This window comes from Microbispora sp. NPDC004025, from assembly GCF_053604425.1.
In genome coordinates this window covers 410,778-435,133 of sequence record NZ_JBSGHN010000001.1, presented here as the reverse complement: position 1 = coordinate 435,133, position 24,356 = coordinate 410,778, and the positions used below count along the sequence as shown (strand labels likewise).

The window sequence follows — 24,356 nt, the reverse complement described above, 5'->3', positions numbered from 1 at the left end:
GCTCAGCGGCCGTTGAAGGCGTCCCGCAGGCGGGAGAAGAAGCCCTGCTGCCCCGGGGAGAACTTGCCGGGCGGCCGCTCCTCCCCGCGCAGCTTCGCCAGCTCGCGCAGCAGTTCCTCCTGCTGCGGGTCGAGCTTGGCCGGCGTCTCGACGTTGACGTGGATCAGCAGGTCGCCCCTGCCGGTCTCGTTGAGCCGCTGGACGCCCTTGCCGTACAGCGGAATGACCTGGCCGCCCTGGGTGCCCGGCCGCACGTCGATGTCCTCGGGGCCGTCGAGGGTCTCGACCGTGATCGAGGTGCCGAGCGCGGCGGCGGTCATCGGGATGTGGACGGTGCAGTGCAGGTCGTCGCCGCGCCGCTCGAAGATCTGGTGCGGCCGCTCGACGATCTCCAGGAACAGATCGCCGGGAGGCCCGCCGCCGGGACCGACCTCGCCCTCGCCGGCGAGCTGGATGTGCGTGCCGTCCTCGACGCCGGCCGGGATCCTGACCTTGATCGTGCGCCGGGTCCTGACCCGGCCCTCGCCCGAGCACTCCATGCAGGGATGCCGGATGACGCTGCCGAACCCGCCGCACTGGGGGCAGGGGCGTGAGGTCATGACCTGGCCGAGGAACGAGCGGGTCACCTGCGAGACCTCACCGCGTCCGTGGCACATGTCGCAGGTGTCGGGGTGGGTGCCCGCCGCCGCCCCGGAGCCCTGGCAGACGTCGCAGACGACGGCCGTGTCGACCATGATCTCGCGGGTCGTGCCGAACGCCGCCTCCGACAGGTCGAGTTCGACCCGGATCGTGGCGTTGCGGCCCCGGCGGGCACGCGAGCGGGGACCCCGCGCCGCGCCCGCCGAGCCGAAGAAGGCGTCCATGATGTCGCTGAACGGGAAGCCCGCGCCGAAGCCGCCGGCCCCGGCCCCCGCGCCGCCGCCGAACGGGTCGGCGCCCATGTCGTACATACGGCGCTTGCCCGTGTCGGACAGCACCTCGTACGCCTGGTTGATCTCCTTGAACCGCTCCTGGGTCTCCGGATCGGGGTTGACGTCCGGGTGCAGCTCACGGGCCAGGCGGCGGTACGCCTTCTTGATCTCTTCCTGGCTGGCGTCGCGCCGGACGCCAAGGGTCGCGTAGTAGTCGTTGGACACTTATGACCCCGCCAGGATCTGGCCGACGTACCGCGCCACCGCGCGTACCGCACCCATCGTCACCGGATAGTCCATTCGTGTCGGGCCCAGCACTCCGAGCCGGGCCAGTTCCCTGTCGCCCGAACCGTACCCGGCGGCCACGATAGAGGTGCCGCGCAACCCGCTGTAGGGGTTCTCGGATCCGATTCGGACGGTGATGTCGGACAGCCCGCCGGTCTCACCCAGCAGGCGGATGAGGACGACCTGTTCCTCCAGCGCCTCCAGCACGCCGCGCAGGCCGACGCTGAAATCCGCGGCGGCGAGGTTGGCCGTACCGGCGAAGGCGATTTTCTCCTCGTGCCGCTCCACGAGCGTCTCGAGCAGCACGGACAGGATCGTGGCCGCCGCGGGCCTGTCCTCCGGGGGCAGCCGCTCGGGCACCTCGGCCACGGTCTCGGGCACCTGGGACAGCCCGCACCCGTCCAGGCACGCGTTGAGCACGGCGCGCAGGTTGGCGATCCGGTCGTCGGCGATGGCCTCGGGCAGGTCGACCACCCGCTGCTCGACCCGTCCCGTGTTGGTGATCAGCACCAGCATGACCCGCCGCTCGGCGATCGGGACGATCTCCACGTGCCGGACCGACGACCTCGTCAGCGAGGGGTACTGGACCACCGCGACCTGCCGGGTGAGCTGCGCGAGCAGCCGCACCGTGCGCATGACGATCTCGTCGAGGTCCACCGCCCCCGCGAGGAAGGTCTCGATGGCCCTGCGCTCGGCGCCCGACAGCGGCTTGATCTGCGACAGCCGGTCGACGAACAGGCGGTAGCCCTTGTCGGTGGGCACCCTGCCGGCGCTGGTGTGGGGCTGGGTGATGTACCCCTGCTCCTCCAATGCCGCCATGTCGTTGCGGATCGTCGCCGGGGAGACGCCGAGGTTGTGCCTGTCCGCCAGGGCCTTGGACCCCACCGGCTCGTTGGTGGACACGTAGTCCTCGACGATGGCGCGCAGAACGGCGAGCTTGCGGTCGTCGAGCAATGTGTCACCTCCCTGTGCCTGGAAACACCGACTCTGGCACTCTGTGTTCCCGAGTGCCAAGTGTACGGCTACCACCCCACGTGGTGCGATAACGCGGAGGGCACCAGGACAAGTGGGCTGCAAATCGACGGCAAGTGGCATGGTGGACTCTTCATCTCATGTACGAGAATCACAACCCCGCTCCGGCCGACGCCACCATGCGGGTCCCCCGCCCCGCGCCCGCCATGCCGCCCGGCGCGACCCTGCGGATGCCCAACCCCGTCCCCCCGCCGTACGGCGGCTCCCGGCCCATCCGGCCCCGCCTGCTGTGGGTCTTCCTCTCCTGGGCGCTCTTCCTCGTCCTGCTGGTGGCCGGGGTCGGCGGGTTCGCCGGCGGACTGTTCTCCACGATCGGCGACATCGCGCCCACCACGACCTTCTCCGGCGGGCAGTCGGTGAGCGTCGCGCTCGACCCCGCGGACAAGCCCGCCATCTACGCGGCGGTCGACCAGCCCACCGACGTCAGCTGCCGGCTCGGCGACGGCACCGACCCGCAAGTGCGGCTGACCCGGCCGGCCGCCTCCCAGACCGTCGCGCTTAACGGCACCACCTGGGAGCTGCTGTTCGAGGCCGGCGTCCCGCGGGCGGGCACGTACCAGCTCGCCTGCGACGGCGACGGGGTGAGGTTCGGCGTCGGCAAGCAGCTCACCGGGGACATCGGCAAACTGGTGGGCGGTGCGCTCGCGCTGCTCGCGCTCCCCGTCGTCGGCTTCCTGGCCGCGGTGATCGTGACGATCGTCGTGCTGGTGCGCCGTTCCGGGGCCCGCCGTCGCATGGCGTGATTTGCTAGCGTTCCCCGCATGTACGGGCGGGACGTGCTTTCCGGAGACTGGCGGCGGCCACGGCGGGGGCGGATCCCCGAGATCCCGGCCGAGCCCGAGCTCGTGGTCGAGGACGCCGAGGGCCGCTTCTGCGGCGCCGTGGTGGCCTGCGACAAGGAGGCGGTGACGCTCGAGGACCGGTTCGGCCGGCGGCGGGTGTTCCCGCTGACCCCCGCCGGGTTCCTCCTTGACGGCGAACCGGTCACCCTGGTGCGCCCCCAGGCGGGCCCGAAGGGGCCGCTGCGGAGCGCCTCGGGGTCGATCGCGGTCGAGGGCCTGCGCGCGCAGGTCGCCAGGGAGAGCCGCATCTACGTCGAGGGCGTCCACGACGCCGCCCTGGTCGAGAAGATCTGGGGACACGACCTGCGGGTGGAGGGCGTCGTCGTCGAATACCTGGAGGGCGTCGACGACCTCCCCGCCATCGTCGAGGAGTTCTCCCCCGAGCCGGGCCGGCGGCTGGGCGTGCTCGTGGACCATCTGGTGCCCGGCTCGAAGGAGAGCCGCATCGCCGCCCGGGTGTCCGGGGACGACGTGCTCGTCGTCGGACACCCGTTCGTGGACATCTGGCAGGCGGTCAAGCCGCGGGCGCTCGGCATCCCCGCCTGGCCGGACGTGCCGCGCGGTGTGCCCTGGAAGGAGGGGGTGATCGCGGCCCTCGGCTGGCGGATGGACCCCCAGGAGGCGTGGCGGCACATCCTGGGCCGGGTCACGACCTACGCCGACCTGGAACCCGAGCTGCTCGGCCGCGTGGAAGAACTGATCGACTTCGTCACGATCCCCTCGCCGTGATCGCGCAGCCCTCCGGACGGACGGCTCCTGTCCGGCGGCGGCGTACGTGGTGATCTCGCAGGCGCAGCGCTTCAGGGGACCAGATCGCGGATAACGGCGTCGGCGAGCAGCCTGCCGCGCAGCGTGAGCACGGCCTGGCCCGCCTTGAACGCCTCGACCTGCAGCAGCCCGTCCGCCAGGGCCCGCGCGCACGCCGTACGCGCCTCGGGGGCGATGTCCGCGAGCGGCAGGCCCGAGACCAGGCGCAGCTCCAGCATGACCCGTTCGACGGCCCTGTCCTCCGCCGACAGCACCTCGCGGGCGTGCGCGGGCGAGGTCTCCGCCGCCAGGCGTGCGGCGTACGCCGCGGGATGCTTGACGTTCCACCAGCGGGTGCCGCCGACGTGGCTGTGCGCGCCCGGCCCGGCCCCCCACCAGTCCCCGCCGGTCCAGTAGAGCAGGTTGTGCCGGCAGCGGGCCTCGTCGCCCGCCGCCCAGTTGGAGACCTCGTACCAGCTCAGGCCGGCGGCCGTCAGCATCTCCTCGGCGATCAGGTAGCGGTCGGCAGCCACGTCGTCGTCCGGCATCGGCAGCTCACCGCGCCGGATGCGGGCGGCGAGCCGGGTGCCGTCCTCGACGATCAGGGAGTACGCCGAGACGTGGTCGGGCCCGGCGGCCAGCGCGGCCTCCAGCGAGGCCCGCCAGTCGTCGTCGCTCTCCCCCGGCGTGCCGTAGATGAGGTCGAGGTTGACGTGCTCGAACCCGGCCTCGCGGGCCTCCCGTACGGCCTCGGCGGGGCGGCCGGGGGTGTGCCGCCGGTCGAGGACGGCGAGGACGTGCTCGCCCGCGCTCTGCATGCCGAAGCTCACCCGGGTGAACCCACCCGCCCGCAACTCCTTCAGGTAGGTCTGGTCCACGGACTCGGGGTTGGCCTCGGTCGTCACCTCGGCGCCGGGCCGCAGGCCGAACTCCGCACCGATCGCGTCGAGGATCCGTACGAGATCGGCGGCGGGCAGCAGCGTCGGCGTGCCGCCGCCGAAGAACACGGTCTCCACGGCCGGTGCGGCGTCCCCCAGCACGCGCCGGGCCAGCCGTATCTCCTCGACCGCGGTGGCGGCGTAGTCGCGCTGCGCGGCGCCGGGGCCCAGCTCCGCCGCCGTGTAGGTGTTGAAGTCGCAGTAGCCGCAGCGTGTCGCACAGAACGGCACGTGCACGTAGAAGCCGAACGGACGGGAGCCGAGCCCGTCCAGGGCCCCGGACGGCAGCTCGCCGCTCTCGGGGACGGGATCGCCGTCGGGAAGCACAGAAGGCACGCTCTCCAGTCTGCCGCCACTCACACCCTGCCCTCGACGCCCCCGATCACCGGAGCTCGGACTGAGCCCCATCGGGGATTGCCGCCCTATTCGCCTTTGCCGCACTCGCCCAAATATCGCATCATTTGTCGTGACCGATCAGTCTAATGCGCGCCTGCCCGGCCGCCGCGTAACGCCATGACAAATCACCGCCTCAACAACACCAGCCGCCGTGCACGCCCGACAGCGGAACACCCGGCGATTCCCGGAGCACCCGGGGAAGTGTTTCGATCTTTCCGGGAAACTCAAGGCTGCGCCAGCGGCTTTTATCGGCCGCCAGGCAGGGGATCAACCGGCCCGAGCGCGCCGATCTCCGATTCCGGTCTCATCGACGGCCGGAGCCGCAGTGCGGGCCGCCGCGCCCTCGTCGAGCCTCGCCAAAGGGCCTGATCCCAAGGAATGCGGCAAGACCACCGGCTCCGACTCTCTCTGGCGGCGCAGCCAGAAGTGTCACAGCAACAACACCTGCCTGCAGAACCATGCCGACCATGTGGTGATGGGCGGCGCCAAGAGCAAGAAGAAGTACGTCAATTGAATTCTCGTCCCCACCGAGCGGATCAGCGGTATCGAATGTTCCTGGATCTGCGGCAGCAGCGCGCCGAATTACTGGAGGGCCGCGGACTTCTATGCCACCCAACCTCCCGCCGTGGTTCCCACCCCGGTGGCATTGGGGATCAATTCGAAGCAGGCCAGGGATTTCGACCAGCTGCACATTCACATGGCGAGGGCGCGCTGGGAGTCCTGGCACGACCTCGCCGCCCAGGACAACCTGGCCGCCAGAACCGTGGCGAACTCGCGGCGCACGGCTCCCCGTCCGCCGTCTCTCGGCGCTGCCATTGACGCCCTGATCACCCGGGTCTACGATCGCGACAATTTACAGGAAACTTTCCTATAAAAAGCGCTCGGAGGCCGGCGTGCACATGAGAAGGACCCTCGCAGTGGCGGTCGCCGCCACCCTGGCGGCCGCACTCGCGCCGTCAGCGGCCCAGGCCACCACCGGCGGCGGGGACCGCTACAAGCGGGTGGCCTACTTCATCCAGTGGGGCGTCTACGGACGGAACTTCCACGTGAAGGATGTGGACTCCAGTGGTGCGGCCGGGAAGCTGACCCACCTCAACTACGCCTTCGGGTTCGTCGGCCCGGAGGGCACCTGCTACTCCGCCGACCCCTGGGCCGACTGGCAGCGTCCCGTGCCCGCCGAGCAGAGCGTCGACGGTGTCGCCGACACCGACGACCAGCCGCTCAAGGGCAACCTCGGCCAGCTCAAGAAGCTCAAGGCCCGCCACCCCGGCCTGAAGGTCCTCATCTCCCTCGGCGGCTGGACCGGCTCGAAGTACTTCTCCGACGCCGTCCTCACCCCCGAATCCCGCGCCACGCTCGCCGCCTCCTGCGTCGGACTGTGGCTCAAGGGCGACCTGCCCGGCCTGCCCCCCGGCACCGCCGCCGGCGTCTTCGACGGCATCGACCTCGACTGGGAGTGGCCCGGCTCGGCCGGCAACGACGGCAACGTCATCCGCCCCGAGGACAAGCAGAACTTCACCCTGTTCCTGGCCGAACTGCGCCGACAGATGAAGGCGTACGACCGGCGGGCCGAACTGACCGCGTTCCTCCCCGCCGCCGCCGCCAAGATCGACGCCGGATTCGAGGTCCGCAAGGTGTTCGACCAGCTCGACTTCGCCACCGTCCAGGGCTACGACCTGCACGGAACCTGGGAGAACCGCACCGGCCACCAGGCCAACCTGCTCACCGACCGCCGCGACCCCAACGAGGTGAAGTTCAGCGTCGACCAGACCGTACGCGACTACACCGGACGCGGCGCCCCCGCACGGAAGATCGTCATCGGCGTCCCCGCCTACGGCCAGGGCTGGACCGGCGTGACCTCCCGCGGCAACGGCCTGTACGCCACCGCCACCGGACCCGCCCCCGGCACCTGGGCCGCCGGCAACGAAGACTACAAGAACCTCGTCAACAAGCCCGGCAAGCGCTACCGCGACCTGCTCACCGGCACCCTGTGGCTCTACGACGGCAACGAGTTCTGGTCCTACGACGACCCCGCCGTCATGCTGGAGAAGGCCGCCTACATCCGGCTCAAGGGCCTCGGCGGCTCCATGCTCTGGTCCATCGACCAGGACGACGCCAAGGCCTCCCTCACCACCGCCCTCTACTCCGTCCTGCGCTGACCCGGCGTCTCGGGGAGGGAGCCGTCGCGGCTCCCCTCCCGGATGAAGGTGTCCGGCTCCGCACCACCCGTCTCGGCCTCAGCGCCGTCGAGGCGGACGGGGCCGTGGCGCAGCCGAACCGTGTGCGGGGTCTGTGGTCCCCGGCTCTGCCGTGCGAGGACGCGCAGGGCGCCGGCGGAGCTCGGGTCGTTCGGGGTGTAGATCTCCAGGCGGTGATCGGGGCTGTCGGGCTGGAGCCAGACCTGGTAGGAGACGCTCACGGCGCCCACCGTGGGATGCCGCAGGTGCATGGTCCCCACCGTGCAGTCGGCGACCTCCCCGATCGTCCACATCATCGAGAACTCGTCGCTGCGCATGGTGAGCTCTCCGATCAGCTCCGCAAGGCGTGCGTCCGCGGGGAATCTCCCCACCGTGAGCCGGAGGTAGGCGACGTGGATGCGGGCGAGCTCTTCCCAATTGCCGTACAGCTCGCGGGTGAGCGGATCGAGGAAGAACATCCGCGGGATGGACGGCCGGCGCGCCGCGTTCCATGGCGCGTCGAAGGGAACGTGCTCGGCGACGAGCGCGTGACCGGTGCGGTTCCACGCGAGCACGTCGCCACGACGGCCGAGCACGATCGCCGGCGTCGCGTCTCCCAGGGATTCCAGGAGTGCGAGGACTCGGGGGTGCGGCTCTTCTTCGGGCGGTGCGGCGAGGCCGGGATTCGCGGATTGACGCGCGAGGTTCCGGAGGTGCACGGTCTCGATCTCGTCGAGCCGCAGCACCCGCGCGAGAGCGCCGAGCACCTGCGTGGAAGGGCTCTCCGCCAGACCTTGCTCCAGACGCGTGTAGTAACCGGCGCTCATTCCGGCGAGCTGCGCGAGCTCCTCACGCCGCAGGCCGGGAACCCGGCGAGCGGTCCCGAAAGTGCGCAGCCCCACGTCGTCGGGCGTTGTCCGATCACGACGGCTCCTCAGAAACGCGCCAAGACTCTCCACGACATCGAGCGTAGGGCGACCGAGCACGCTGTGGGTGTACCTGCCGAGAGCACCCACAGCAAGAGGCTGGTTGGCGCGCCCGCCTTGCCGGACCGTCGAAGCATGCATCACGAGCACGCGCACAAATCGTCGGGGCTGCGGTCCTGGCTCGGTCTTCTGGTGATCCTCGGGCCCGTACTGCTGGTCTCGATGGACGGGTCGATCCTGTTCCTGGCGTTGCCCCGGATCAGCCAGGCCCTGACGCCGACCGGCGATCAGGCCTTGTGGATATTGGACGTCTACGGCTTCGCCGTCGGCTCTCTACTGATCGCGTTCGGCAACATCGGCGACCGGTACGGCCGGCTGAAGTTGCTCATGATCGGCACGACGGCCTTCGGCATCGGCTCCGCGGCAGCGGCGTTCGCGCCGACCCCCGAGCTTCTCATCGTCGCCCGGGCGCTGATGGGAATAGCGGGTGCGACGCTCCTGCCATCGGCTCTGGCCGTGTTGAGCGAACTGTTCACCGACCCACGGCGACGTGCGCAAGCCGTCGGCATCTTCGCCGCGGCGTTCGCAGCCGGGTTCGCCATCGGCCCCGTCGCCGGTGGCGTCCTGCTGGCACGGTTCTGGTGGGGCTCGGTCTTCCTGATCAACCTCCCCGTCCTCGTTCTGTTCCTGTTCTTCGCACCGATCCTGCTTCGCGAGGTCCGTGCGACCCGCCCAGGCCGCGTCGACGCGCTCAGTGTCGTGACCTCCTCGGCCGGTCTCCTTCTGACTATCTACGGCCTCAAGCACGCCGCCGCCGAAGGTCTGTCGATCGTCCCGGTTCTCGCGGCCGTCGCAGGGCTGGCGCTGCTGGCGTGGTTCACCCGCAGGCAGCGGCTCCTGCGGCATCCGTTGATCGAGTTCTCGCTCTTCCGCGACCGGGTCTTCACGGTGGCGATCATCACCGGCATGCTGCCGCTGGCGGCGTGGTCGGCGATGGCGTACCTGGCGAGCGTCTATCTCCAGTCCGTTCTCGACCTGTCCGTCCTGCGCGCCGCACTCCTCGCACTTCCCGGCGCCGTGGTTCTCACCGTCACCTGCGTCGTCACGCCCTTCGTGGTCGATCGCATCGGCAAGCGCACTTCCCTCATCATCTGCCACTTCTCCATCGCTGCGGGTCTGTTGCTCCTCCTCCCCACGACGATCACGGGCGGAATCGGTTGGTACGTCGCTTCCACAGCGATCGCGGGTGTGGGATTCGGCGTCTGTTTCAGCGTCGTCGCCGACACCGCCGTCGGCGCCGTCCCCCCGGAACGAGCCGGCTCGGCGGGCGCGATCGCCGAGACCAGCAACGAGATCGGCAACGCCCTCGGCATCGCTCTCCTCGGCTCACTCGCCGCCCTGGTCTTCCGGCTCCACGGGCCGGACCTGGCGCCCACCCTGGACGAAACCCTCCAGCTTCCCGATGTCCCGACCACGGTGGCAGCGCAGGCGAAGGCGGCCTTCGTCACCGGCCTTCATGTGGCCGCCGTCGTGGCCAGCGTCCTGCATGCGGCGCTCGGCGTCCTCACCCTTCGCCGTCTTCCCGGATCGGTGACGGCAAAGGGCGATGCCGGCACCCCGCCTCGGCGAACAGGCGATCGAGTGACAAGCACGGCGCGATGACCGGACTCGCGTCTATGATGGCGCCTCACGCAGCTGATATCGGCCCGCCATGCGACGCGAGCCCCTGGGGTACACAAGTCGACTCTCGCCCGGTTCACCTAGTCCGGACAGTATGCCGTCCGTCCTTTCCGGTCGAACTCGGCCTGCGGGATCAGCACGTCGACGACCTTGTCCGTACGGGGGTCGAAGTCGTTGACGAGCACCGTGCCCGGATTGCGTCTGAGCTTGTCCGCGTCGCCGACCTGGAACTCGACGTGCGACGTCGAATAAGTGTTGTCGAGCGTCCCGCCGAACGCCGTGTACGTGACGGCCGGGTTGAACGCCGGGATCTGCTGCTTTGCCCGCCAGCCGTCGCCCGGAGCGTCGAGCCGGAAGGACGCCGTCTCACCAGCCACCCGGGGAGCCAGGTAGAAGGCGTCGTCGATGGCGGGATTGGGCGGCCCGCCCGCGTCGGGGTCGTACGCCGCCGGAGTGGGGTCCTCCGGAAACTGGCGGTGATAGACGGTCACGCCATCCGGCTGCCGTCCGCACCACGCCAGAACGATGACGAGGTTCCCGGCCCGGTCGACGCCGACGCCGGTGATCCCGTTCTGGGGAACGGTGCAGCCCGTAGCCCCGAACGCGATCACCCCCAGCACAAGCGGACCCGCGAACCGTCTCATCCGCCCACGGTAGATCACTCCACGGCCGGGACCGAGGGCCGCGGGCACTTCGTGATCAGGACGCGACGACGCCGGTGCGGTTGCCGAGGACACGCTCGGCGGCCTGGTCCCATCTCTCGCTGCGGCCGGGGACGGCGAGGACCCGCCGCATCAGGTCCTTGTCGCCGTGGTAGGCCCGGAACGCCTCGGCGATCGTCACGCCGTCCGAGGGCCGGTCGAGCACCTCGATCTCGTCGCCCGCGCCGAGCTCGCCCCGCTCGACCACCCGGAGGTAGGCGCCGGGGCGGCCGGCCTCGGTGAAGCGCTTCACCCAGCCGCGCTCGTCCAGCCAGTTGCGGAACACCACGCATGGGATGCGGGGGTAGGTGACCTGGAGGACGGCCGTGCCGACCCGCCACCGCTCGCCGAGGAGCGCGCCGCTCACGTCGGCCCCGGACGTCGTCAGGTTCTCCCCGAACCGGCCGTCACGCAGGTCCCGGCCCATGCGCGGCTCCCACCAGTCGTAGTCCTCCCGCGCGTAGGCGTACACCGCCTGGTCGGGGTGACCGTGGTGGGCCACGTCGGCGCGCTCGTCGCCCTCCAGGCCGTTGTCGCGTACGGCGACGCGGCCCTCGGCCTTCCGCTTGTCGATGGCGGTGCGCCGGAGTTCTCCGGCCCACTCGGCGTCGACGGCCCTGCCCACGTTCACAGAGAGGATGTGCATGACCAAACGTTAACGGATGGTCATGTTTCCCCGCGATCCTATTAAGTTGTGGTCAATTCGGACAGAGTTACTTCTTGTTCTTGTCCGGCGCCTCGGAGGAGAGGGCGGCGACGAAGGCCTCCTGGGGGACCTCCACCCGGCCGACCATCTTCATCCGCTTCTTGCCTTCCTTCTGCTTCTCCAGCAGCTTGCGCTTACGGCTGATGTCACCGCCGTAGCACTTGGCGAGGACGTCCTTGCGGATGGCGCGGATGTTCTCGCGGGCGATGACACGGGCGCCGATCGCGGCCTGGATGGGCACCTCGAACTGCTGCCTCGGGATGAGCTCCTTGAGCTTCTTGGCCATCTCCACCCCGTAGGCGTACGCCTTCTCGCGGTGGACGATCGCGCTGAACGCGTCCACAGTCTCGCCCTGCAGCAGGATGTCCACCTTGACCAGGTCGGCCTCCTGCTCCCCGGACGGCTCGTAGTCGAGCGAGGCGTACCCGCGGGTCTTGGACTTGAGCTGGTCGAAGAAGTCGAAGATGATCTCGCCGAGCGGGAGCGTGTAGCGGATCTCGACCCGGTCCTCCGAGAGGTAGTCCATGCCCTGGAGCTGCCCGCGGCGGCCCTGGCACAGCTCCATGATCGCGCCGATGAACTCGGACGGTGCGAGCACCGTGGCCTTCACCACCGGCTCGAAGATCTGGCCGATCTTGCCGGCCGGGAACTCCGAGGGGTTGGTGACGACGTGCTCGTTCCCGTCCTCCATGATCACCCGGTAGATGACGTTGGGCGAGGTCGAGATCAGCGACAGGTTGAACTCGCGCTCCAGCCGCTCACGGACGATCTCCATGTGCAGCAGGCCGAGGAAGCCGCAGCGGAAGCCGAAACCGAGGGCCGCGGAGGTCTCCGGCTCGTACACGAGCGCGGCGTCGTTCAGCCGCAGCTTGTCGAGGGCCTCGCGCAGCTCGGGGTAGTCGTCGCCGTCGATCGGATAGAGCCCCGAGTAGACCATCGGCTTCGGATGCTCGTAGCCGCCCAGCGCCTCCGCGGCCGGCTTGAGGGCGTTGGTGACCGTGTCGCCGACCCGCGACTGGCGCACGTCCTTCACGCCGGTGATCAGATAGCCCACCTCGCCGACGCCGAGGCCTCGGTCGGACGGCATGGGCTCCGGCGAGATGACGCCGATCTCCAGCAGCTCGTGCTGGGCGACCGTGGACATCATCAGCACGCGCTCGCGCTTGGACAGGTGCCCGTCCACGACCCTGACGTACGTCACGACGCCCCGGTAGGTGTCGTACACGGAGTCGAAGATCAGCGCCCGGGCGGGGACGTCGGCGTTGCCGACGGGCGCCGGGATGTGCTCCACCACATGGTCGAGCAGCTCCTTGACGCCGACGCCGGTCTTGCCGGACACGCGCATCACGTCGCCGGGGTCGCAGCCGATCAGGCCCGCGATCTCCTCGGCGTACTTGTCCGGCTGCGCGGCGGGCAGGTCGATCTTGTTGAGCACCGGGATGATGTGGAGGTCGGCGTTCATGGCCAGGTAGAGGTTGGCCAGCGTCTGCGCCTCGATGCCCTGGGCGGCGTCCACGAGCAGGATCGCGCCCTCGCACGCCTCGAGCGACCGGGACACCTCATAGGTGAAGTCCACGTGGCCCGGCGTGTCGATCATGTTGAGGACGTGGCCGTTCCAGGGCAGCCGCACGGCCTGCGACTTGATGGTGATGCCGCGTTCCCGCTCGATGTCCATGCGGTCGAGATACTGCGCACGCATCGACCTGTCGTCCACCACGCCGGTGATCTGCAGCATGCGGTCGGCGAGGGTCGACTTGCCATGGTCGATGTGCGCGATGATGCAGAAGTTGCGGATCAACGCGGGGTCGGTATGGCCAGGCTGAGTGCGCACCGGGGTCCGTTTCGACAAGTTGGGTGACTGCTGGTCGATCGGGCCGCCCTCGTCTCGCACGGCGGGCCCTCCCGAGGCTGGCGGACCAGCCACCCTCCATGGTGGCATGTCCGGATGCTTGCCTTGACCACCAGACGAGTTCTGCGAATAACCGCCGTCGTCGTGGCCGTTCCGCTCGTGCTCGGGCTGGCCGGCGCCGCCGCGCTGCGCCTTCAGTTCGCCGGAACGCCCGCCGGCTGGGCCAGGACGACCGGCCACGACGCGCTGTGGATGGGCCACGCGTGGGTGGACGGCCGCCGCACCGAGGCCGACGTGCGGGCCCTCGCCGTACGGCTGCGCGCGAGCGGGATCAGGGATGTGTACGTCCACAGCGGGCCGTTCGACTACGACGGGACCTTGCCCCCCGATCGCTACTCCAATGCCAGAAATTTCCTGAAATGGTGGCGGACGAATGTGCCCGGAGTCCGGGTGTCGGCCTGGCTCGGCCAGACGGTCAACGACAACGGCAAGCCCCACCTGAGCCTGGCCGACACGGCGACCCGGGCCCGGGTCGTGGCGGGCGCCCGGGACCTGGTCGGCGTCGGGTTCGACGGGATCCACTACGACTTCGAACCGGTCGTCGACGGGGACGGGCCGTTCCTCAGCGTGCTGCGGGAGACGCGGGCGGCCATCGGCGCCCGGCCGCTGTCGGTCGCCACGCAGCAGATCGAGCCGCTGCCCGGACTGCGCGCCCCCACCGCCCTGGTCATCGGCCACGACAAGTACTGGACGCCGGACTACTTCCGCCAGGTGGTGGGCCTCACCGACCAGGTGGCGATCATGACGTACGACTCCTGGACACCGCTGAACTCCCTCTACGGCGGCTACGTCGCACGGCAGACCGCGCTCGCCCTCGACCTGGTGCCCGAGGACAAGACCCTGCTCATCGGGGCTCCGGCGTACCACGACCACGGCGTCTGGTACGGCGACTGGGCCGAGAGCGTCCAGGCCGCGGCCGACGGCGCGCGGCTCGCGCTCAGCGAGCACGGTCCGCGCACCGAGTTCGGCCTGGCCCTGTACGTCGACTTCGCGGCCACGGAGCAGGACTGGAAGGAGTACGAGAGCGCCTGGGTGCGCGGCGGCCCCGGTGGGTCGGTGGAGTCGGCGGGCGGGCGGGCCGGTGTGCGGACCGCGGCGGCCGCGCCGCGATAGCATGAGCGGGGCGGTCCTGTCGTCGTGAATTTGAGCGGCGGCCCGGACTGTTGGTATCCTGTCCAACTGCGTGTGGCGCGCCCTCTCACGAGCCCGCGCGCCCCATCCGACCAAGACTTAACACTGAGGCTTTCTTCGTGGCGAACATCAAGTCCCAGATCAAGCGCAACCGGCAGAACGAGAAGCGCCGGCTGCGTAACAAGGCCGTCAAGTCGTCCCTGAAGACCGCGGTCCGCAAGTTCCGCGAGGCCGCCGACCAGGGCAACGTCGACGACGCCCTCGTCGCGCTCAAGGCCGCGTCCCGGCAGCTCGACAAGGCCGTCAGCAAGGGCGTCATTCACAAGAACCAGGCCGCCAACCGGAAGTCGGCGATCGCCAAGCGCGCCGCTACCCTGCAGGCCGCCAAGTAACTCACGCATGGCGCACGCCGCATCTCCTCTCACGGGAGATGCGGCGTTTTCGCGTGTCCGCCGTCGTCATGGCCGCGTCACCGGTCAGACCGGCACCGGCGTGGCCTTCTCCGTCGTACGCCGCCTGACCTCGGGCAGGGCGAGCACCGCCAGGTTGACCGCGGCCACCAGAGCCGCCGACACGAGCAGCGGAACCGCGGCTCCCGCCCAGGCGGCGAGCGGCGCGGCGGCGGCGAGCCCGAGCGGCCGCGCCGCGTAGGAGATGAGCAGGTCGAACGAGTCCACCCTGCCGAGCGCGTGCGGCTCCACCCGCTGCTGCACCACCGTCTCCCACAGGGGCGTCAGCATCCCCACCCCCAGCATCGCCACGACGTACGCGGCCGTGACGATCGGGGTCGGCGCGGGGAGAGCGAAGGCGACGAGCGGGCACGCGTAGACCGCCGCGCCGACCGCCGCCACGGCGAGGGGCCGCCGGATCGGCAACCTGGGCGCCACTAAGACGCCGAGCAGGGTCGCCGCGGTCCCCGCCTGCGCGATGACCACCCAGACGGCCTCTCCGCCCAGGCTGCGTACGGCGATCACCGGGCCGAGGGTCAGCAGCACGCCCGCCCCGAGATGCCAGACGCCGTGCCCGGCCACGCTGATGAGGAACCAGCGGTGCCGCCTCGCCTCCCGCCATCCTTCCCTCAGCTCGCCCAGGAAGCGGTCGCGACGGGCCGCCGGGCGTGGCGCCGTGACCAGGCCGCCCAGTGTGACCGCGGACCCGGCGAACAGGATCCCGGTCAGCAGGAAGGACCAGCCCGGCCCGAGCCACAGCGTCAGGCCTCCGGCGAGCGCGGGGCCGGTGATCTGGGCGAGGCCGCTCGCCACTCCGACGTGGGCGTTGACCCGCAGCCGGCGCTCGGCCGGAACCACCCCGGCGACCAGCGGTGACACCGCCGGAACGCCGAAGGCCACCGCGACTCCGGTGAGCGCCGCGAGGGTCGCCATCACCGCGACGCCCGGATGGCCGAGGAGCAGCAGCGCTCCCAGCGCCACCTGAGCGGCGCAGCGGACCAGATCGGCCACGAGGATCACCCGTCTCGGCGGGAAGCGGTCCGCCATGACTCCCCCGACGGGCAGCAACAGGACCATGGGCAGCATCTCGGCGGCGAGGACGACGCCGAGATCGAGGGCCGAGCCGGTCACCCTGATGACGGCGAGGGTGAGGCCGGTGGGAATGAGGGCGGTGGCGAGCGCCGCGACCGTCCGCCCCGCGATCAGACGCGCAATCATGAGAGCGAAGGTATTTCGTCAGCGAAACTTTCGTCAACGTATTTTTCCCCAGCGTATGATTGCCTCATGGACGACTCGGTGGACCGGCACATCGCGCGCTGGCGGGGGAAGGCGCCCTTCGACGAACGCGTGGAGGCCATCGTCACGCGGATGCAGTTCCTGGTGAAGCACCTGGCCCAGGCGAAGGACACCGCGCTGGCCGCGGTGGGCCTGCAGGACTTCGAGTACGAGACCCTTCACTGGCTCGGGGCCCGGGGAGAAGCCGGCCGGGCCACCCCGACGGAGCTGGCCGCCGAGTTGAGGGTGTCCCCCGCCGGCATGACGGGCCGCCTGGACACCCTTGAGAAGGCGGGGCTCGTCCGGCGCATCCGCAGCGCGGAGGACCGCCGCCGGGTGGATGTGGAGCTGACGAGCGAGGGCCGCGCGCTCTGGCTCAGGGCGATGGACCTGCGCGGCGAGGTCGAGGACGAGATGGTGGGCGTGCTGCCGCCGGACGACCAGGACGCCCTCGCGGCGCTGCTCAAGCGGATGCTGCTGCACGTGGAGCACCCCGGCCGTTCCTGAGAGCGGTACGGCGAAGGCGGGGAGCTGTACGTTGGGACCGGCTAGCGGGAGCGGCTCTCAACGGGACCGGCTCAACGGAGTCCGCTCAGCGGGGTTCGCTCAGCGGGTGCGGCTCAGCGGGTGCCGCGACTGGCCACGATCGTGTGGATCGCCTTCTCCAGCGCGTACGCCGGATCGGTGCCGCCGCCCTTGACCTGCTCGTCGGTGGTGGCCACGGCCTGCAGGGCGGCGGAGATGCCCTCCGGTCCCCAGCCGCCGAGCTGACGCTTGACCCGGTCGATCTTCCAGGGCGGCATGCCCACATGGCTCGCGAGCTGGCCGCCGCGCAGGTTGCGGGGCGCCCCGCCCACCTTGGCCAGCGAGCGCAGACCCCCCGCCAGCGCGCTGACGATCAGCACCGGCGCCACGCCCGTGGCGAGGGCCCACCGCACCTGTTCCAGCGCCTCGCCCAACCGGCCCTCGATCGCGAGGTCGGCGATCGTGAAGCCGCTGACCTCGGCGCGCCCCCGGTAGTACTTCGCGACCGCCGCCTCGTCGATGTTCTTGGCCTCGGTGTCGAAGGCGAGCTGACTGCAGGCGGCCGCCAGCTCGCGCAGATCGCTGCCCACGGCGTCGAGCAGCGCCTGGGCGGCGGCCGGCGAGATCGACCGGCCCTCCCTGCGGACCTCGGCCTTGATGAAGTCGAGCCGTTCTCCCGCCTTGGTCGGCTTGACCACGGTGACGACGTCGGCGCCGGCCTTCTTCACCCCGTCCACCAGGGCCTTCCCCTTGACGCCGCCCGGGTGGGCGAGCACGAGCACGGTGTCGTCGGCCGGGTGGGCGGCGTATTTGACGACCTCGGTGATGACGTCCTTCGTGAGGTCCTGCGCCCCGCGGATCACGATGACCGACCGGTCACCGAACAAGGAGGGGGAGGCGAGTCCGGTCAGCTCTCCCGGCTGCACCTTGCTCCCCTGGAGGTCGTGCAGCTCCGCCCCAGGCTCCTCGGCGCGGACCGCCGCCACGATGGAGCCGACGGCGCGATCGGCCAGGAACTCCTCGTCGCCGACGACCAGGGTCACGGGTGCTGGATTCGCCATGTCAGGCAGCATGCCACGCCCACCCGCCCGCGGCACATCCGCCCGCCCGGCACGCTGCGACTGACATGTGCGTATCGGGCGAATCCCGAGCACAAGTGTGACCCACAGGGTGCCGGCGCCGTCACGAGCCGGCGGCGCAGGCCGAGGGCCGTCCCACCGATCGCGTCGCCGGCCGAGCGCCGCGCTCATCTGCCTCGTACGACCACGGCGAGGCGGTTGTGGGCGGCGACGACGGCGATGTCCCCGGACAGGTCCGTGCGGTAGGGCCGCATGCCGAGCCAGTGCAGGCGCCGCAGCGTCAGCGGAGCGGGATGCCCGTAGTCGTTGACCGCGCCGACGCTGATCAGGGCGGCCCGCGCGCCCGTGGCGGCGAGGAAGGCCGGTGACTGTCTGGGCGACCCGTGATGGGGAACCTTCAGCACCTCGACCCGCGGCAGGCCGCGCCGCACCAGTGCCTCCTGTGCCTCCGTCTCCAGGTCTCCGGCGAGCAGGGCCGCCCCCAGGGGCGCACCGCCTGCTCCCTCTGCCTCCCGTGTTCCGCCCGCTCCCTGGGCGTCGGGCCGCGCGGACCAGCGGACCAGCAGCACCACGCTGGCGTTGTTGGCCGTCGATCCCTCGCCCCTGCCCCGCGTCTGCGCACCGGCCTCGGGGGCGAGCACGGTGATCTCGCTCGGTCCGAACCGCCACCGCATCCCCGGGACGGCCCGCCATTCCGGGATGCGGGCCGCCCTGAGTCGCCCGGAGACGCGGCCGGCCTCGCCCTCCGGCACGCGGCCCGGGCTCACGACCACCGCCCCCACCGCGCGGCGGCGCAGCACCCCCGGCAGTCCGCCGACGTGGTCGAGGTGGGGGTGAGTGAGGACGACGAGCGGCACCTGCCGCACTCCGAGAGCGCGCAGACACCGGTCGGTGGGGCCCGGCCGCGGCCCGGCGTCGACCACCACCGCCCGGCCGGGACCGGCCGCCAGCGCCATCGCGTCCCCCTGACCGACGTCGCAGACGACCAGGAGCCACCCCGGCGGTGGCCAGGGTGACACCACCGGCACGGCCACGAGGGCGGCGAGCAACGCTCCCGCCGCGAGCGCCGCCGCCAGGCGCCTGCGCGCACGGCCCCGCAGGACGATCCAGCCCGCGACGGCCGCCGCCGTGAGCGCGGCGACACCCGCCACTCCCCCGAACCACTCCGCCGAGGCGAACGGAAGGTCCGCGGCTCGCTGTGCCACCGCGATGATCCAGCCGACGGCCCAGCCCGCGGGACGCACCAGCAGCCGGGCCAGGTCCATACTCACCGGGGCGATCACGGCGGCCCCGAACCCCAGCACGGTCGCGGGCGCCACCGCGGGCTCCGCCAGCAGGTTGGCCGGGATCGCGGCCAGGTCGAGGCGCCCGGACATCAGCACCAGCAGGGGCGTGACCGCCGCCTGCGCCGCGGCGGTCACGGCCAGGGCCTCGGCGAGGAGACGGGGCACCCGGCGCGCCGCCATGCGGTCACGCCACCGGGGCGCGAGCACCAGGATGCCGCCGGTCGCGAACACCGACAGCGCGAAGCCCCACTGCCGGGCCAGCCCGGGATCGAACACCACCAGTCCGAGCACGGTCACCGACAGGGCGGCCACGCCGTCCCGGGTGCGCCCCGTGCCGAGGGCCACGGCGGCGACCGTTCCCATGACGAGAGCGCGCAGCACGCTCGGCGACGGTCTCGCCACGACCGAGAACGCGACCATCGCGACGACCGCGACGGCGGCCCGGAGGGCCAGGGGCAGGCCGGCGAGACGCCCGAGCACCAGCACCGCGCCCGCCACGATCGCCAGATTGGTGCCTGTGATTCTCGCCTAGACAGTATTTCAGCGAGAGGACCCCCGATGCCCACTGCCGCACCATACGACGTCCCCGGTCAGGATCGCCCTGACCTCCGCGCAGGTCAGGCTGAGCCTGACCTCGAAGACACGACCAGCGCGTCGGCGGTCACCTCTCCCGCCCCCGCCGCCCCGGTCCGCGAGAAGCGCGTCACCGAACCCGCCGAGCTCGCAGCGAACCTCGCGAGGTTCTTCAATCGGATGGAGGATCACGCGGCCGACGACCCGGCGAACCTCGTGCTGCTCGACGAGCTCACCGCGTACCTGCGCGACTGCAAGCTAAGGGCGATCGCCCGCGCCGCCCGCGCCGCGTCGGAGGGCGGCGACTACTCCATCAACCACATCGCCGGGATCCTCGGCATTCGTAAGCAGTCGCTGCACGAGTTGATGCGCAAGGGCCAGGCGCTGCTCGCCGCGAAACGTGCGCGCCTCGGTGTGGTGGATCTGCGCGAGCGGCGCCGCCGGCGCCTGGACGAGGCTGGCGTGCCCGAGCGGCGCGCGGCCGGGCTTTGATTCGTTCCGATATCGCTCGCCCGGGATCGCTGGCACTGCTTAGCGCCCGGGCGCATCATCGGGGCATGACCAAGGTCCTCGGTTGGATCGGCGCCCTCGTCCTCGTGGCCGGCCTACTGGTCGGCTTCATCCCCGTGTCATCGTCCGGGGTGACGTGCGGGTCCGCGTTCGTCGAGAGCCGCGAGGCCTTCGTGCATGACCTGACGGAATCGATGTTCAACCGAGTTTCCTCGGTCGCGCAGGCCTGCGAGGACCTCCGCAGCCTGGTCCGGATTCCCGCGATCGTGCTGGTGGTCATCGCGGTCATCCTGCTGTTCGGGGCTATCGTCTCGCACGGCCGTCAGGAGCCCACCCAAGAGGGCTGAGCAGCAAGACGTCCCCGCCTCCTCCACGAGCAGGCCGGGGACGTCTGCGCTTCCCAGGCGCCGTACGAAACGTACCCCTCATCAGGGTGGCATTCAGGTCAGGGAAGTGTTCCCTGCCGATTCCGGATGATCGGCGGTACGGTCGAGTCTCGCGGCTCCGCAGCCCGTACGGCGAGGGCATGTGCTGCCGCACGGTCAGGCACCGCTTCCCAGGCGTCACGCCTGATCGTGCGGCCCCTGCGCAGCGCGTCAGAAGGTGAGCTGCCAGGTTGGTTCGAACTGGCAGCAACTGGCAGCAGCGACATCCCAGCGTCCCCGGGTCAGTCCCTCGCCGCGCCTTCCGGCCAGATCACGGTCACTGGCACGCCGCGCTCCCTCGCCTCAGCGACGACGTCGGCCGTCCCGCCCTGCCCGGCGGCGGGCGCGCCGTCCCAGACCGCGACTAGTTCGTCCACCGACCCCAGCATCGCCTCGTTGGCTGCGACGTACGCCTCCCGGCTGGCGTGGTCGAACGGCATCGTCCGGACCCGGGTCGCCTTGCCCAGCAGCCGGTCGAACAGGTCTGCGTGGTCGGGCTTGACCTTCGCCTCCCGGTAGTCCTGGGACGGCAGGACCACCTCCAGCGTGCCGCCGGCCTCGAGCACGGCTTCGGCGAACAGGCTGTCGGCCCCGCGCGCGATGCAGGACACGCCGACGATGTCCCCGTCTGCCGCGCGTAGGTGGGCGCGGATCGCCTCGGAGATGAGGACGGCCGTAGCCGCGGTGAGGTTCATGTGGCCGGTCACACCGATTCGCACCATCAGCAACTCCCGCTCGGCGACTGCGTTGCCTCCTAGCGTGCCAGGGTCTCGCGGATCTGCTGCGTGAGACCAGCCGCGGCGGGGTCGTGGTGCGGTTCGATGTCGGTGTACAGCTCGCGGAGCTGGGCGCGGACCCGGTCGGACTGGACCTGCCCGGCTGTGTGCGTGGCGGCGGCGCCCATGGTGACGGCCTCGTCCAGGTCGCCATTCAGTAGGTGCGCCTGCGCGAGCCCCACCTGGTCGAGCGCGAGGCTGCGCATGCTGGAGCGCTGACGCAGCTGCAGGGCCCGGCCGATGTAGTCCAGGGCGTCGGCGGCGTACCGGCGGTCGCCGCGGGCCATGTCGAGGTAGCGCCCGCCGGTGACGCCGGCGAGTTCGGCCGCGTCGAAGTACGTGATCCAGTCCGGGTCGTGGCCGCCGCCGCCGATGTCGGTGAAGGCGTCCTCGGCGGCGTCGGTGGCGCGGCGGAACGCCTCGGGGCGGCCCAGCGCCGCGTACGCCCACGCCTCGCGGGTGTGCAGCATCGCCATGAGTCTGGGTGTGGCTGTGCCGCGGACGCCGTCGAGGGCGAGGCGGACCAGCTCCAGCGCGTCCTGGGGATGGCCGAGGTACAGCAGCTGCCGCGCCATCGACGCGAGGATGCTCGCGCCGAGGGGGCGGTCCCCTGCCGGTTTGGTCGCCTGGAGGGCGAGGACGTAGTACTTCTGCGCGGCGGTCTGCATGCCGCAGTCCCACGACATGGTGGCGGCGATCTTCGACAGCTCGGCCATCACGTGGAACAGCCGCAGGGCGACCTCGTGGGGGTGGGACTCGCGCAGCAGGTCGGCGACCTCGTTGAGCTGGCCGATGACGGCCTTGCGGGCCAGGCCGCCGCCGTGGGAGTGGTCCCAGGTGCGGAACACGCTGGCGGTCGCCTCCAGCTGCGCGACTTCCTCCGCGCCGATCCTGCCGGTCGCCGTGGTCCCCGCGGCCGTGTGCGGGGTCTTGGCGAGCCAGCGCTGCACGGGGTCGATGAGCGGTAACCCCGCGGTGATGGCCAACGCCCTGACGGCTTGGCGGCGATCGAGCATGAGGTCATCCCTGCTGGTGTCAAAGACAGCGTTTACCGTTCCTTGAGGTTCCCATACCCAGGGCAGGGCGGGGATGGTGACAACAGCGCCGGTCAGTTCGCGGCCGGCGGGGACAACAGCGGCGGCCGGGGTGCCGAACAGGTCGGCTTCCTCGATGCCGAACACCCGGCAGTACAGCACCCGGTAGGGGTCGTCGGGCTGGTGGTCGCCGGCCTCGTACGCCCGGACCCGGCGGACGATGGACTCGCGTGCGGGCAGTCGCGCCCGGGTCGCTTCGTCGGCCGCCTCGACGAGCTGGAGGGCCATCTCACGCTGGCTCCACAGCCGGTTGCGCCGCTCGGCGCGCAGCCGTACGGCCCACGGGGGAAGTTCGGTGGCCATCGCGTCACCTCATGCCGGACCTGGGGTGTCCTTGCCTGTCCTCCAGTGTCCTCTACACGCCTCTGTGCTGGGAAGGTTACTCAGCGCTGTTATGGGAGCGACGCGGAAAAGCTCGGGGCCCGCAGGCGCGCGAACGCCGTACGGACCCCTTGATCAGGAATCGAGGTCCTGACCCGTGAGCAACGATAGAGGCACCGCACCCCCGGCGGCGATCCCCGGCTGGCGAATCTGGCAGTCCGATGCCGGACGCTGGTGGGCTACTCGGGATCGGCCCTTCACCGCCCCGCAGATGAAGGCGGGCGCCGAGCGCACCGTCGACGCCGACGAAGCCGACCAGCTCACCGAGAAGGTCGCCGTGCAGGAGGCCCGCGCCGAAGGGGCGGCGCGATGATCCGCCCCTCACGCCCGGGCGGCCGGCACCGCGACGGAGCCGAACCCGGCGCATGGAAACGCCGCGCATGGGACCTGGACCAGCACGCCGAGGCCGGCCAGCTCGCCGAGCGGTGGCCGGGCTGGACCGTGATGTACGGCAAGGGCAGCCGCCGCTTCTACGCCTTGGCCGCCTGGCCGGTCCCCGAGCCGCTGATCCTGGACGCCCGCACGGCCGCGGACCTGGAGACGCTGCTGCTGCAGGAGATACCGATCCTGATCGCCCAGCACGGGCTCGCCCTGGCCGGCCGCGGGGCAACACGGTGAGCCGGCCGGTCAGCGGTGCGGGGGGATGTCGAGCACGGCTCGATCAGCGGGCAGGATCTCCTGCCGCCCGCCGGAGTCCACGACCAGCACCGGGATCCCGTCGTCCAGGCGCCACAGCCGCCGCTCCTCCGGCGTCGGCATACGCGCCCGCACCTGGGCTGGGCCCTCGATCCGGGTCACCTCGGGTTCGGTCTGCTCTCGCACGTAGGACCCGACCCGGTGCACGGTGCGGATCAGGCCCTCGCTGCGCAGCTGCGCGAGCGCGTCGCGCAGGGTGTCCTTGCCCACGCCGTACTCGTCGGCCAGCCGGTCCTCTGCTGGGAGCTTGCGGCCTGGCGGAAGCTGGCCGCGCGCGATCCGGTCCCGCAGGTCATCGGCGATCTGCCGGTAGGCGGGCGTATAGGAGTCCGGGTCGACGGGCACGGCGTATATGCGATCAGCGGCACCGGCCAATCGCTCTATTGGCCAATAAGCCCACTGAGCGTATCGTGATCTTCTCCCTCAAAATGCGCCCCCAAGCCGGCGCGGCGGCCAACTGCTTCCCAGGCGTCGGCCGCCGCGCCACCCTCTCCGGGGGCCGGCGTGCCCGATGAGCTGATTGGGATCGCCGTCACCCTGCAGGAGCGGCAGCTGGCCGCTCTGGAGCAGACGCACCCCGGATGGCGGATCCAGGTGACCGGCGGCGAGGTGCGGTGGTGGGCGACCCGCCGCCGTCCCCCGACCCTGCCTCAGCTCTCGGCCGGGGTGGTCTCCACGGTCGGCCGGGAGACCCCCGAAGCGCTCGCGCAGGCCTTGGCCATGCAGGACGAGATCGCCCACCGGATCCGATGAGCTGCCCCTGCCGATCCTCGAAGACCACTCCCGGCAGGGGCTGGGCGGCCTCCCTCGCCTGGAGGGGGTGCCATGGGAGGCCGCCTCCATAATCAGCCCGCCTGACGCGTTGCCCCCGTACGCGCAGGCGGGCCGGGGCGGTCCCCTCCTCGG

The 24,356-nt window shown here is 71.0% G+C and carries 27 protein-coding genes; 14 read left to right on the top strand and 13 right to left on the bottom strand.

From position 1 onward, the window contains the following. Positions 1-2: 2 nt before the first annotated feature. Positions 3-1,136: a molecular chaperone DnaJ gene (gene dnaJ / locus ACWEQG_RS02140; RefSeq protein WP_363469637.1), complete on the bottom strand. Its 1,134-nt coding sequence runs from the start codon at positions 1,134-1,136 to the stop codon at positions 3-5. Then, entirely contained in the window at positions 1,137-2,150 is a 1,014-nt protein-coding gene (gene hrcA / locus ACWEQG_RS02135; protein ID WP_363469635.1) for a heat-inducible transcriptional repressor HrcA, read from the bottom strand. 158 nt (positions 2,151-2,308) lie between these two features. Here hrcA and ACWEQG_RS02130 point away from each other — a divergent pair, with 158 nt between their 5' ends. Further along, the gene (locus tag ACWEQG_RS02130) at positions 2,309-2,971 is read left to right on the top strand and encodes a hypothetical protein (protein ID WP_452280955.1); all 663 of its coding nucleotides are present in this window, start codon (positions 2,309-2,311) and stop codon (positions 2,969-2,971) included. 18 nt (positions 2,972-2,989) lie between these two features. After that, the gene (locus tag ACWEQG_RS02125; protein WP_452280953.1) at positions 2,990-3,799 is read left to right on the top strand and encodes a DUF3097 domain-containing protein; all 810 of its coding nucleotides are present in this window, start codon (positions 2,990-2,992) and stop codon (positions 3,797-3,799) included. A gap of 71 nt (positions 3,800-3,870) precedes the next feature. Here ACWEQG_RS02125 and hemW read toward each other — a convergent pair whose 3' ends face one another. Beyond that, complete coding sequence (gene hemW / locus ACWEQG_RS02120) at positions 3,871-5,091, bottom strand: radical SAM family heme chaperone HemW (protein ID WP_452280951.1); 1,221 nt, start codon at positions 5,089-5,091, stop codon at positions 3,871-3,873. A gap of 385 nt (positions 5,092-5,476) precedes the next feature. Between hemW and ACWEQG_RS02115 the strand changes: the two genes are divergently transcribed. Genes ACWEQG_RS02115 through ACWEQG_RS02105 form a run of 3 tightly spaced genes read left to right on the top strand, consistent with a single transcriptional unit; the run spans position 5,477 to position 7,310 of the window. Further along, positions 5,477-5,665, top strand: a complete 189-nt coding sequence (locus tag ACWEQG_RS02115; protein WP_452280949.1) for a hypothetical protein — start codon at positions 5,477-5,479, stop codon at positions 5,663-5,665. Continuing rightward, positions 5,666-6,025 carry a CDP-diacylglycerol diphosphatase gene (locus tag ACWEQG_RS02110; protein WP_452281651.1) on the top strand — a complete coding sequence of 120 codons (360 nt, stop codon included), beginning with the start codon at positions 5,666-5,668 and terminating at the stop codon, positions 6,023-6,025. 25 nt (positions 6,026-6,050) lie between these two features. Further along, positions 6,051-7,310, top strand: coding sequence for a glycoside hydrolase family 18 protein (locus ACWEQG_RS02105; RefSeq protein WP_452280947.1), 1,260 nt, complete (start codon positions 6,051-6,053; stop codon positions 7,308-7,310). On the opposite strand, the gene ACWEQG_RS02100 is transcribed toward ACWEQG_RS02105, so the two are convergent. After that, on the bottom strand, positions 7,292-8,287 hold the full coding sequence (locus ACWEQG_RS02100; RefSeq protein WP_452280945.1) for a helix-turn-helix transcriptional regulator: 996 nt from the start codon (positions 8,285-8,287) through the stop codon (positions 7,292-7,294). The genes ACWEQG_RS02105 and ACWEQG_RS02100 overlap by 19 nt on opposite strands. 30 nt (positions 8,288-8,317) lie before the next feature. Here ACWEQG_RS02100 and ACWEQG_RS02095 point away from each other — a divergent pair, with 30 nt between their 5' ends. After that, on the top strand, positions 8,318-9,916 hold the full coding sequence (locus ACWEQG_RS02095) for an MFS transporter (RefSeq protein ID WP_452280943.1): 1,599 nt from the start codon (positions 8,318-8,320) through the stop codon (positions 9,914-9,916). 98 nt (positions 9,917-10,014) lie between these two features. Here ACWEQG_RS02095 and ACWEQG_RS02090 read toward each other — a convergent pair whose 3' ends face one another. From ACWEQG_RS02090 to lepA, 3 genes are all read right to left on the bottom strand, one after another. Continuing rightward, a complete protein-coding gene (locus ACWEQG_RS02090) occupies positions 10,015-10,578 on the bottom strand; it encodes a hypothetical protein (RefSeq protein ID WP_452280941.1) in 564 nt (187 codons plus the stop codon). A 55-nt stretch (positions 10,579-10,633) separates the two neighbouring features. Further along, on the bottom strand, positions 10,634-11,281 hold the full coding sequence (locus ACWEQG_RS02085; protein ID WP_452280939.1) for an MOSC domain-containing protein: 648 nt from the start codon (positions 11,279-11,281) through the stop codon (positions 10,634-10,636). Positions 11,282-11,348: 67 nt separating this feature from the next. Further along, positions 11,349-13,172, bottom strand: a complete 1,824-nt coding sequence (gene lepA, locus ACWEQG_RS02080; protein ID WP_452280937.1) for a translation elongation factor 4 — start codon at positions 13,170-13,172, stop codon at positions 11,349-11,351. 114 nt (positions 13,173-13,286) lie between these two features. Here lepA and ACWEQG_RS02075 point away from each other — a divergent pair, with 114 nt between their 5' ends. After that, entirely contained in the window at positions 13,287-14,363 is a 1,077-nt protein-coding gene (locus ACWEQG_RS02075; RefSeq protein WP_452280935.1) for a hypothetical protein, read from the top strand. Positions 14,364-14,500: 137 nt separating this feature from the next. After that, positions 14,501-14,773, top strand: coding sequence for a 30S ribosomal protein S20 (rpsT, locus tag ACWEQG_RS02070; RefSeq protein WP_357038714.1), 273 nt, complete (start codon positions 14,501-14,503; stop codon positions 14,771-14,773). Positions 14,774-14,857: 84 nt separating this feature from the next. On the opposite strand, the gene ACWEQG_RS02065 is transcribed toward rpsT, so the two are convergent. Next, on the bottom strand, positions 14,858-16,048 hold the full coding sequence (locus tag ACWEQG_RS02065; protein WP_452280934.1) for an MFS transporter: 1,191 nt from the start codon (positions 16,046-16,048) through the stop codon (positions 14,858-14,860). A 66-nt stretch (positions 16,049-16,114) separates the two neighbouring features. On the opposite strand from ACWEQG_RS02065, the gene ACWEQG_RS02060 reads away from it, so the two are divergent. Continuing rightward, positions 16,115-16,612 carry a MarR family winged helix-turn-helix transcriptional regulator gene (locus tag ACWEQG_RS02060; protein ID WP_452280932.1) on the top strand — a complete coding sequence of 166 codons (498 nt, stop codon included), beginning with the start codon at positions 16,115-16,117 and terminating at the stop codon, positions 16,610-16,612. Between the two features lie 113 nt (positions 16,613-16,725). On the opposite strand, the gene holA is transcribed toward ACWEQG_RS02060, so the two are convergent. Both holA and ACWEQG_RS02050 read right to left on the bottom strand, forming a co-directional pair. Beyond that, on the bottom strand, positions 16,726-17,691 hold the full coding sequence (gene holA, locus ACWEQG_RS02055; RefSeq protein WP_452280930.1) for a DNA polymerase III subunit delta: 966 nt from the start codon (positions 17,689-17,691) through the stop codon (positions 16,726-16,728). A gap of 185 nt (positions 17,692-17,876) precedes the next feature. Continuing rightward, entirely contained in the window at positions 17,877-19,517 is a 1,641-nt protein-coding gene (locus ACWEQG_RS02050; protein WP_452281649.1) for a ComEC/Rec2 family competence protein, read from the bottom strand. Positions 19,518-19,553: 36 nt separating this feature from the next. Between ACWEQG_RS02050 and ACWEQG_RS02045 the strand changes: the two genes are divergently transcribed. Next, complete coding sequence (locus tag ACWEQG_RS02045) at positions 19,554-20,060, top strand: hypothetical protein (RefSeq protein WP_452280928.1); 507 nt, start codon at positions 19,554-19,556, stop codon at positions 20,058-20,060. Positions 20,061-20,125: 65 nt separating this feature from the next. Then, positions 20,126-20,425 (top strand): hypothetical protein, encoded by a 300-nt coding sequence (locus tag ACWEQG_RS02040; protein ID WP_452280926.1) that lies wholly within the window; start codon positions 20,126-20,128, stop codon positions 20,423-20,425. A gap of 320 nt (positions 20,426-20,745) precedes the next feature. Here the strand turns inward: ACWEQG_RS02040 and ACWEQG_RS02035 are convergent, their stop codons facing one another. Together ACWEQG_RS02035 and ACWEQG_RS02030 are read right to left on the bottom strand one after the other, a co-directional pair. Next, on the bottom strand, positions 20,746-21,225 hold the full coding sequence (locus ACWEQG_RS02035; RefSeq protein WP_452280925.1) for a hypothetical protein: 480 nt from the start codon (positions 21,223-21,225) through the stop codon (positions 20,746-20,748). Between the two features lie 32 nt (positions 21,226-21,257). Beyond that, entirely contained in the window at positions 21,258-22,676 is a 1,419-nt protein-coding gene (locus ACWEQG_RS02030) for a hypothetical protein (protein ID WP_452280923.1), read from the bottom strand. Positions 22,677-22,851: 175 nt separating this feature from the next. Here ACWEQG_RS02030 and ACWEQG_RS02025 point away from each other — a divergent pair, with 175 nt between their 5' ends. Together ACWEQG_RS02025 and ACWEQG_RS02020 are read left to right on the top strand one after the other, a co-directional pair. After that, entirely contained in the window at positions 22,852-23,067 is a 216-nt protein-coding gene (locus tag ACWEQG_RS02025; RefSeq protein WP_452280921.1) for a hypothetical protein, read from the top strand. Continuing rightward, positions 23,064-23,372, top strand: coding sequence for a hypothetical protein (locus ACWEQG_RS02020; protein ID WP_452280919.1), 309 nt, complete (start codon positions 23,064-23,066; stop codon positions 23,370-23,372). Before ACWEQG_RS02025 ends, ACWEQG_RS02020 begins: the two co-directional genes overlap by 4 nt. A gap of 9 nt (positions 23,373-23,381) precedes the next feature. On the opposite strand, the gene ACWEQG_RS02015 is transcribed toward ACWEQG_RS02020, so the two are convergent. Next, a complete protein-coding gene (locus ACWEQG_RS02015) occupies positions 23,382-23,795 on the bottom strand; it encodes a GntR family transcriptional regulator (RefSeq protein WP_452280917.1) in 414 nt (137 codons plus the stop codon). A gap of 159 nt (positions 23,796-23,954) precedes the next feature. Here ACWEQG_RS02015 and ACWEQG_RS02010 point away from each other — a divergent pair, with 159 nt between their 5' ends. Further along, a complete protein-coding gene (locus ACWEQG_RS02010; RefSeq protein ID WP_452280915.1) occupies positions 23,955-24,203 on the top strand; it encodes a hypothetical protein in 249 nt (82 codons plus the stop codon). Positions 24,204-24,356 lie beyond the last annotated feature (153 nt).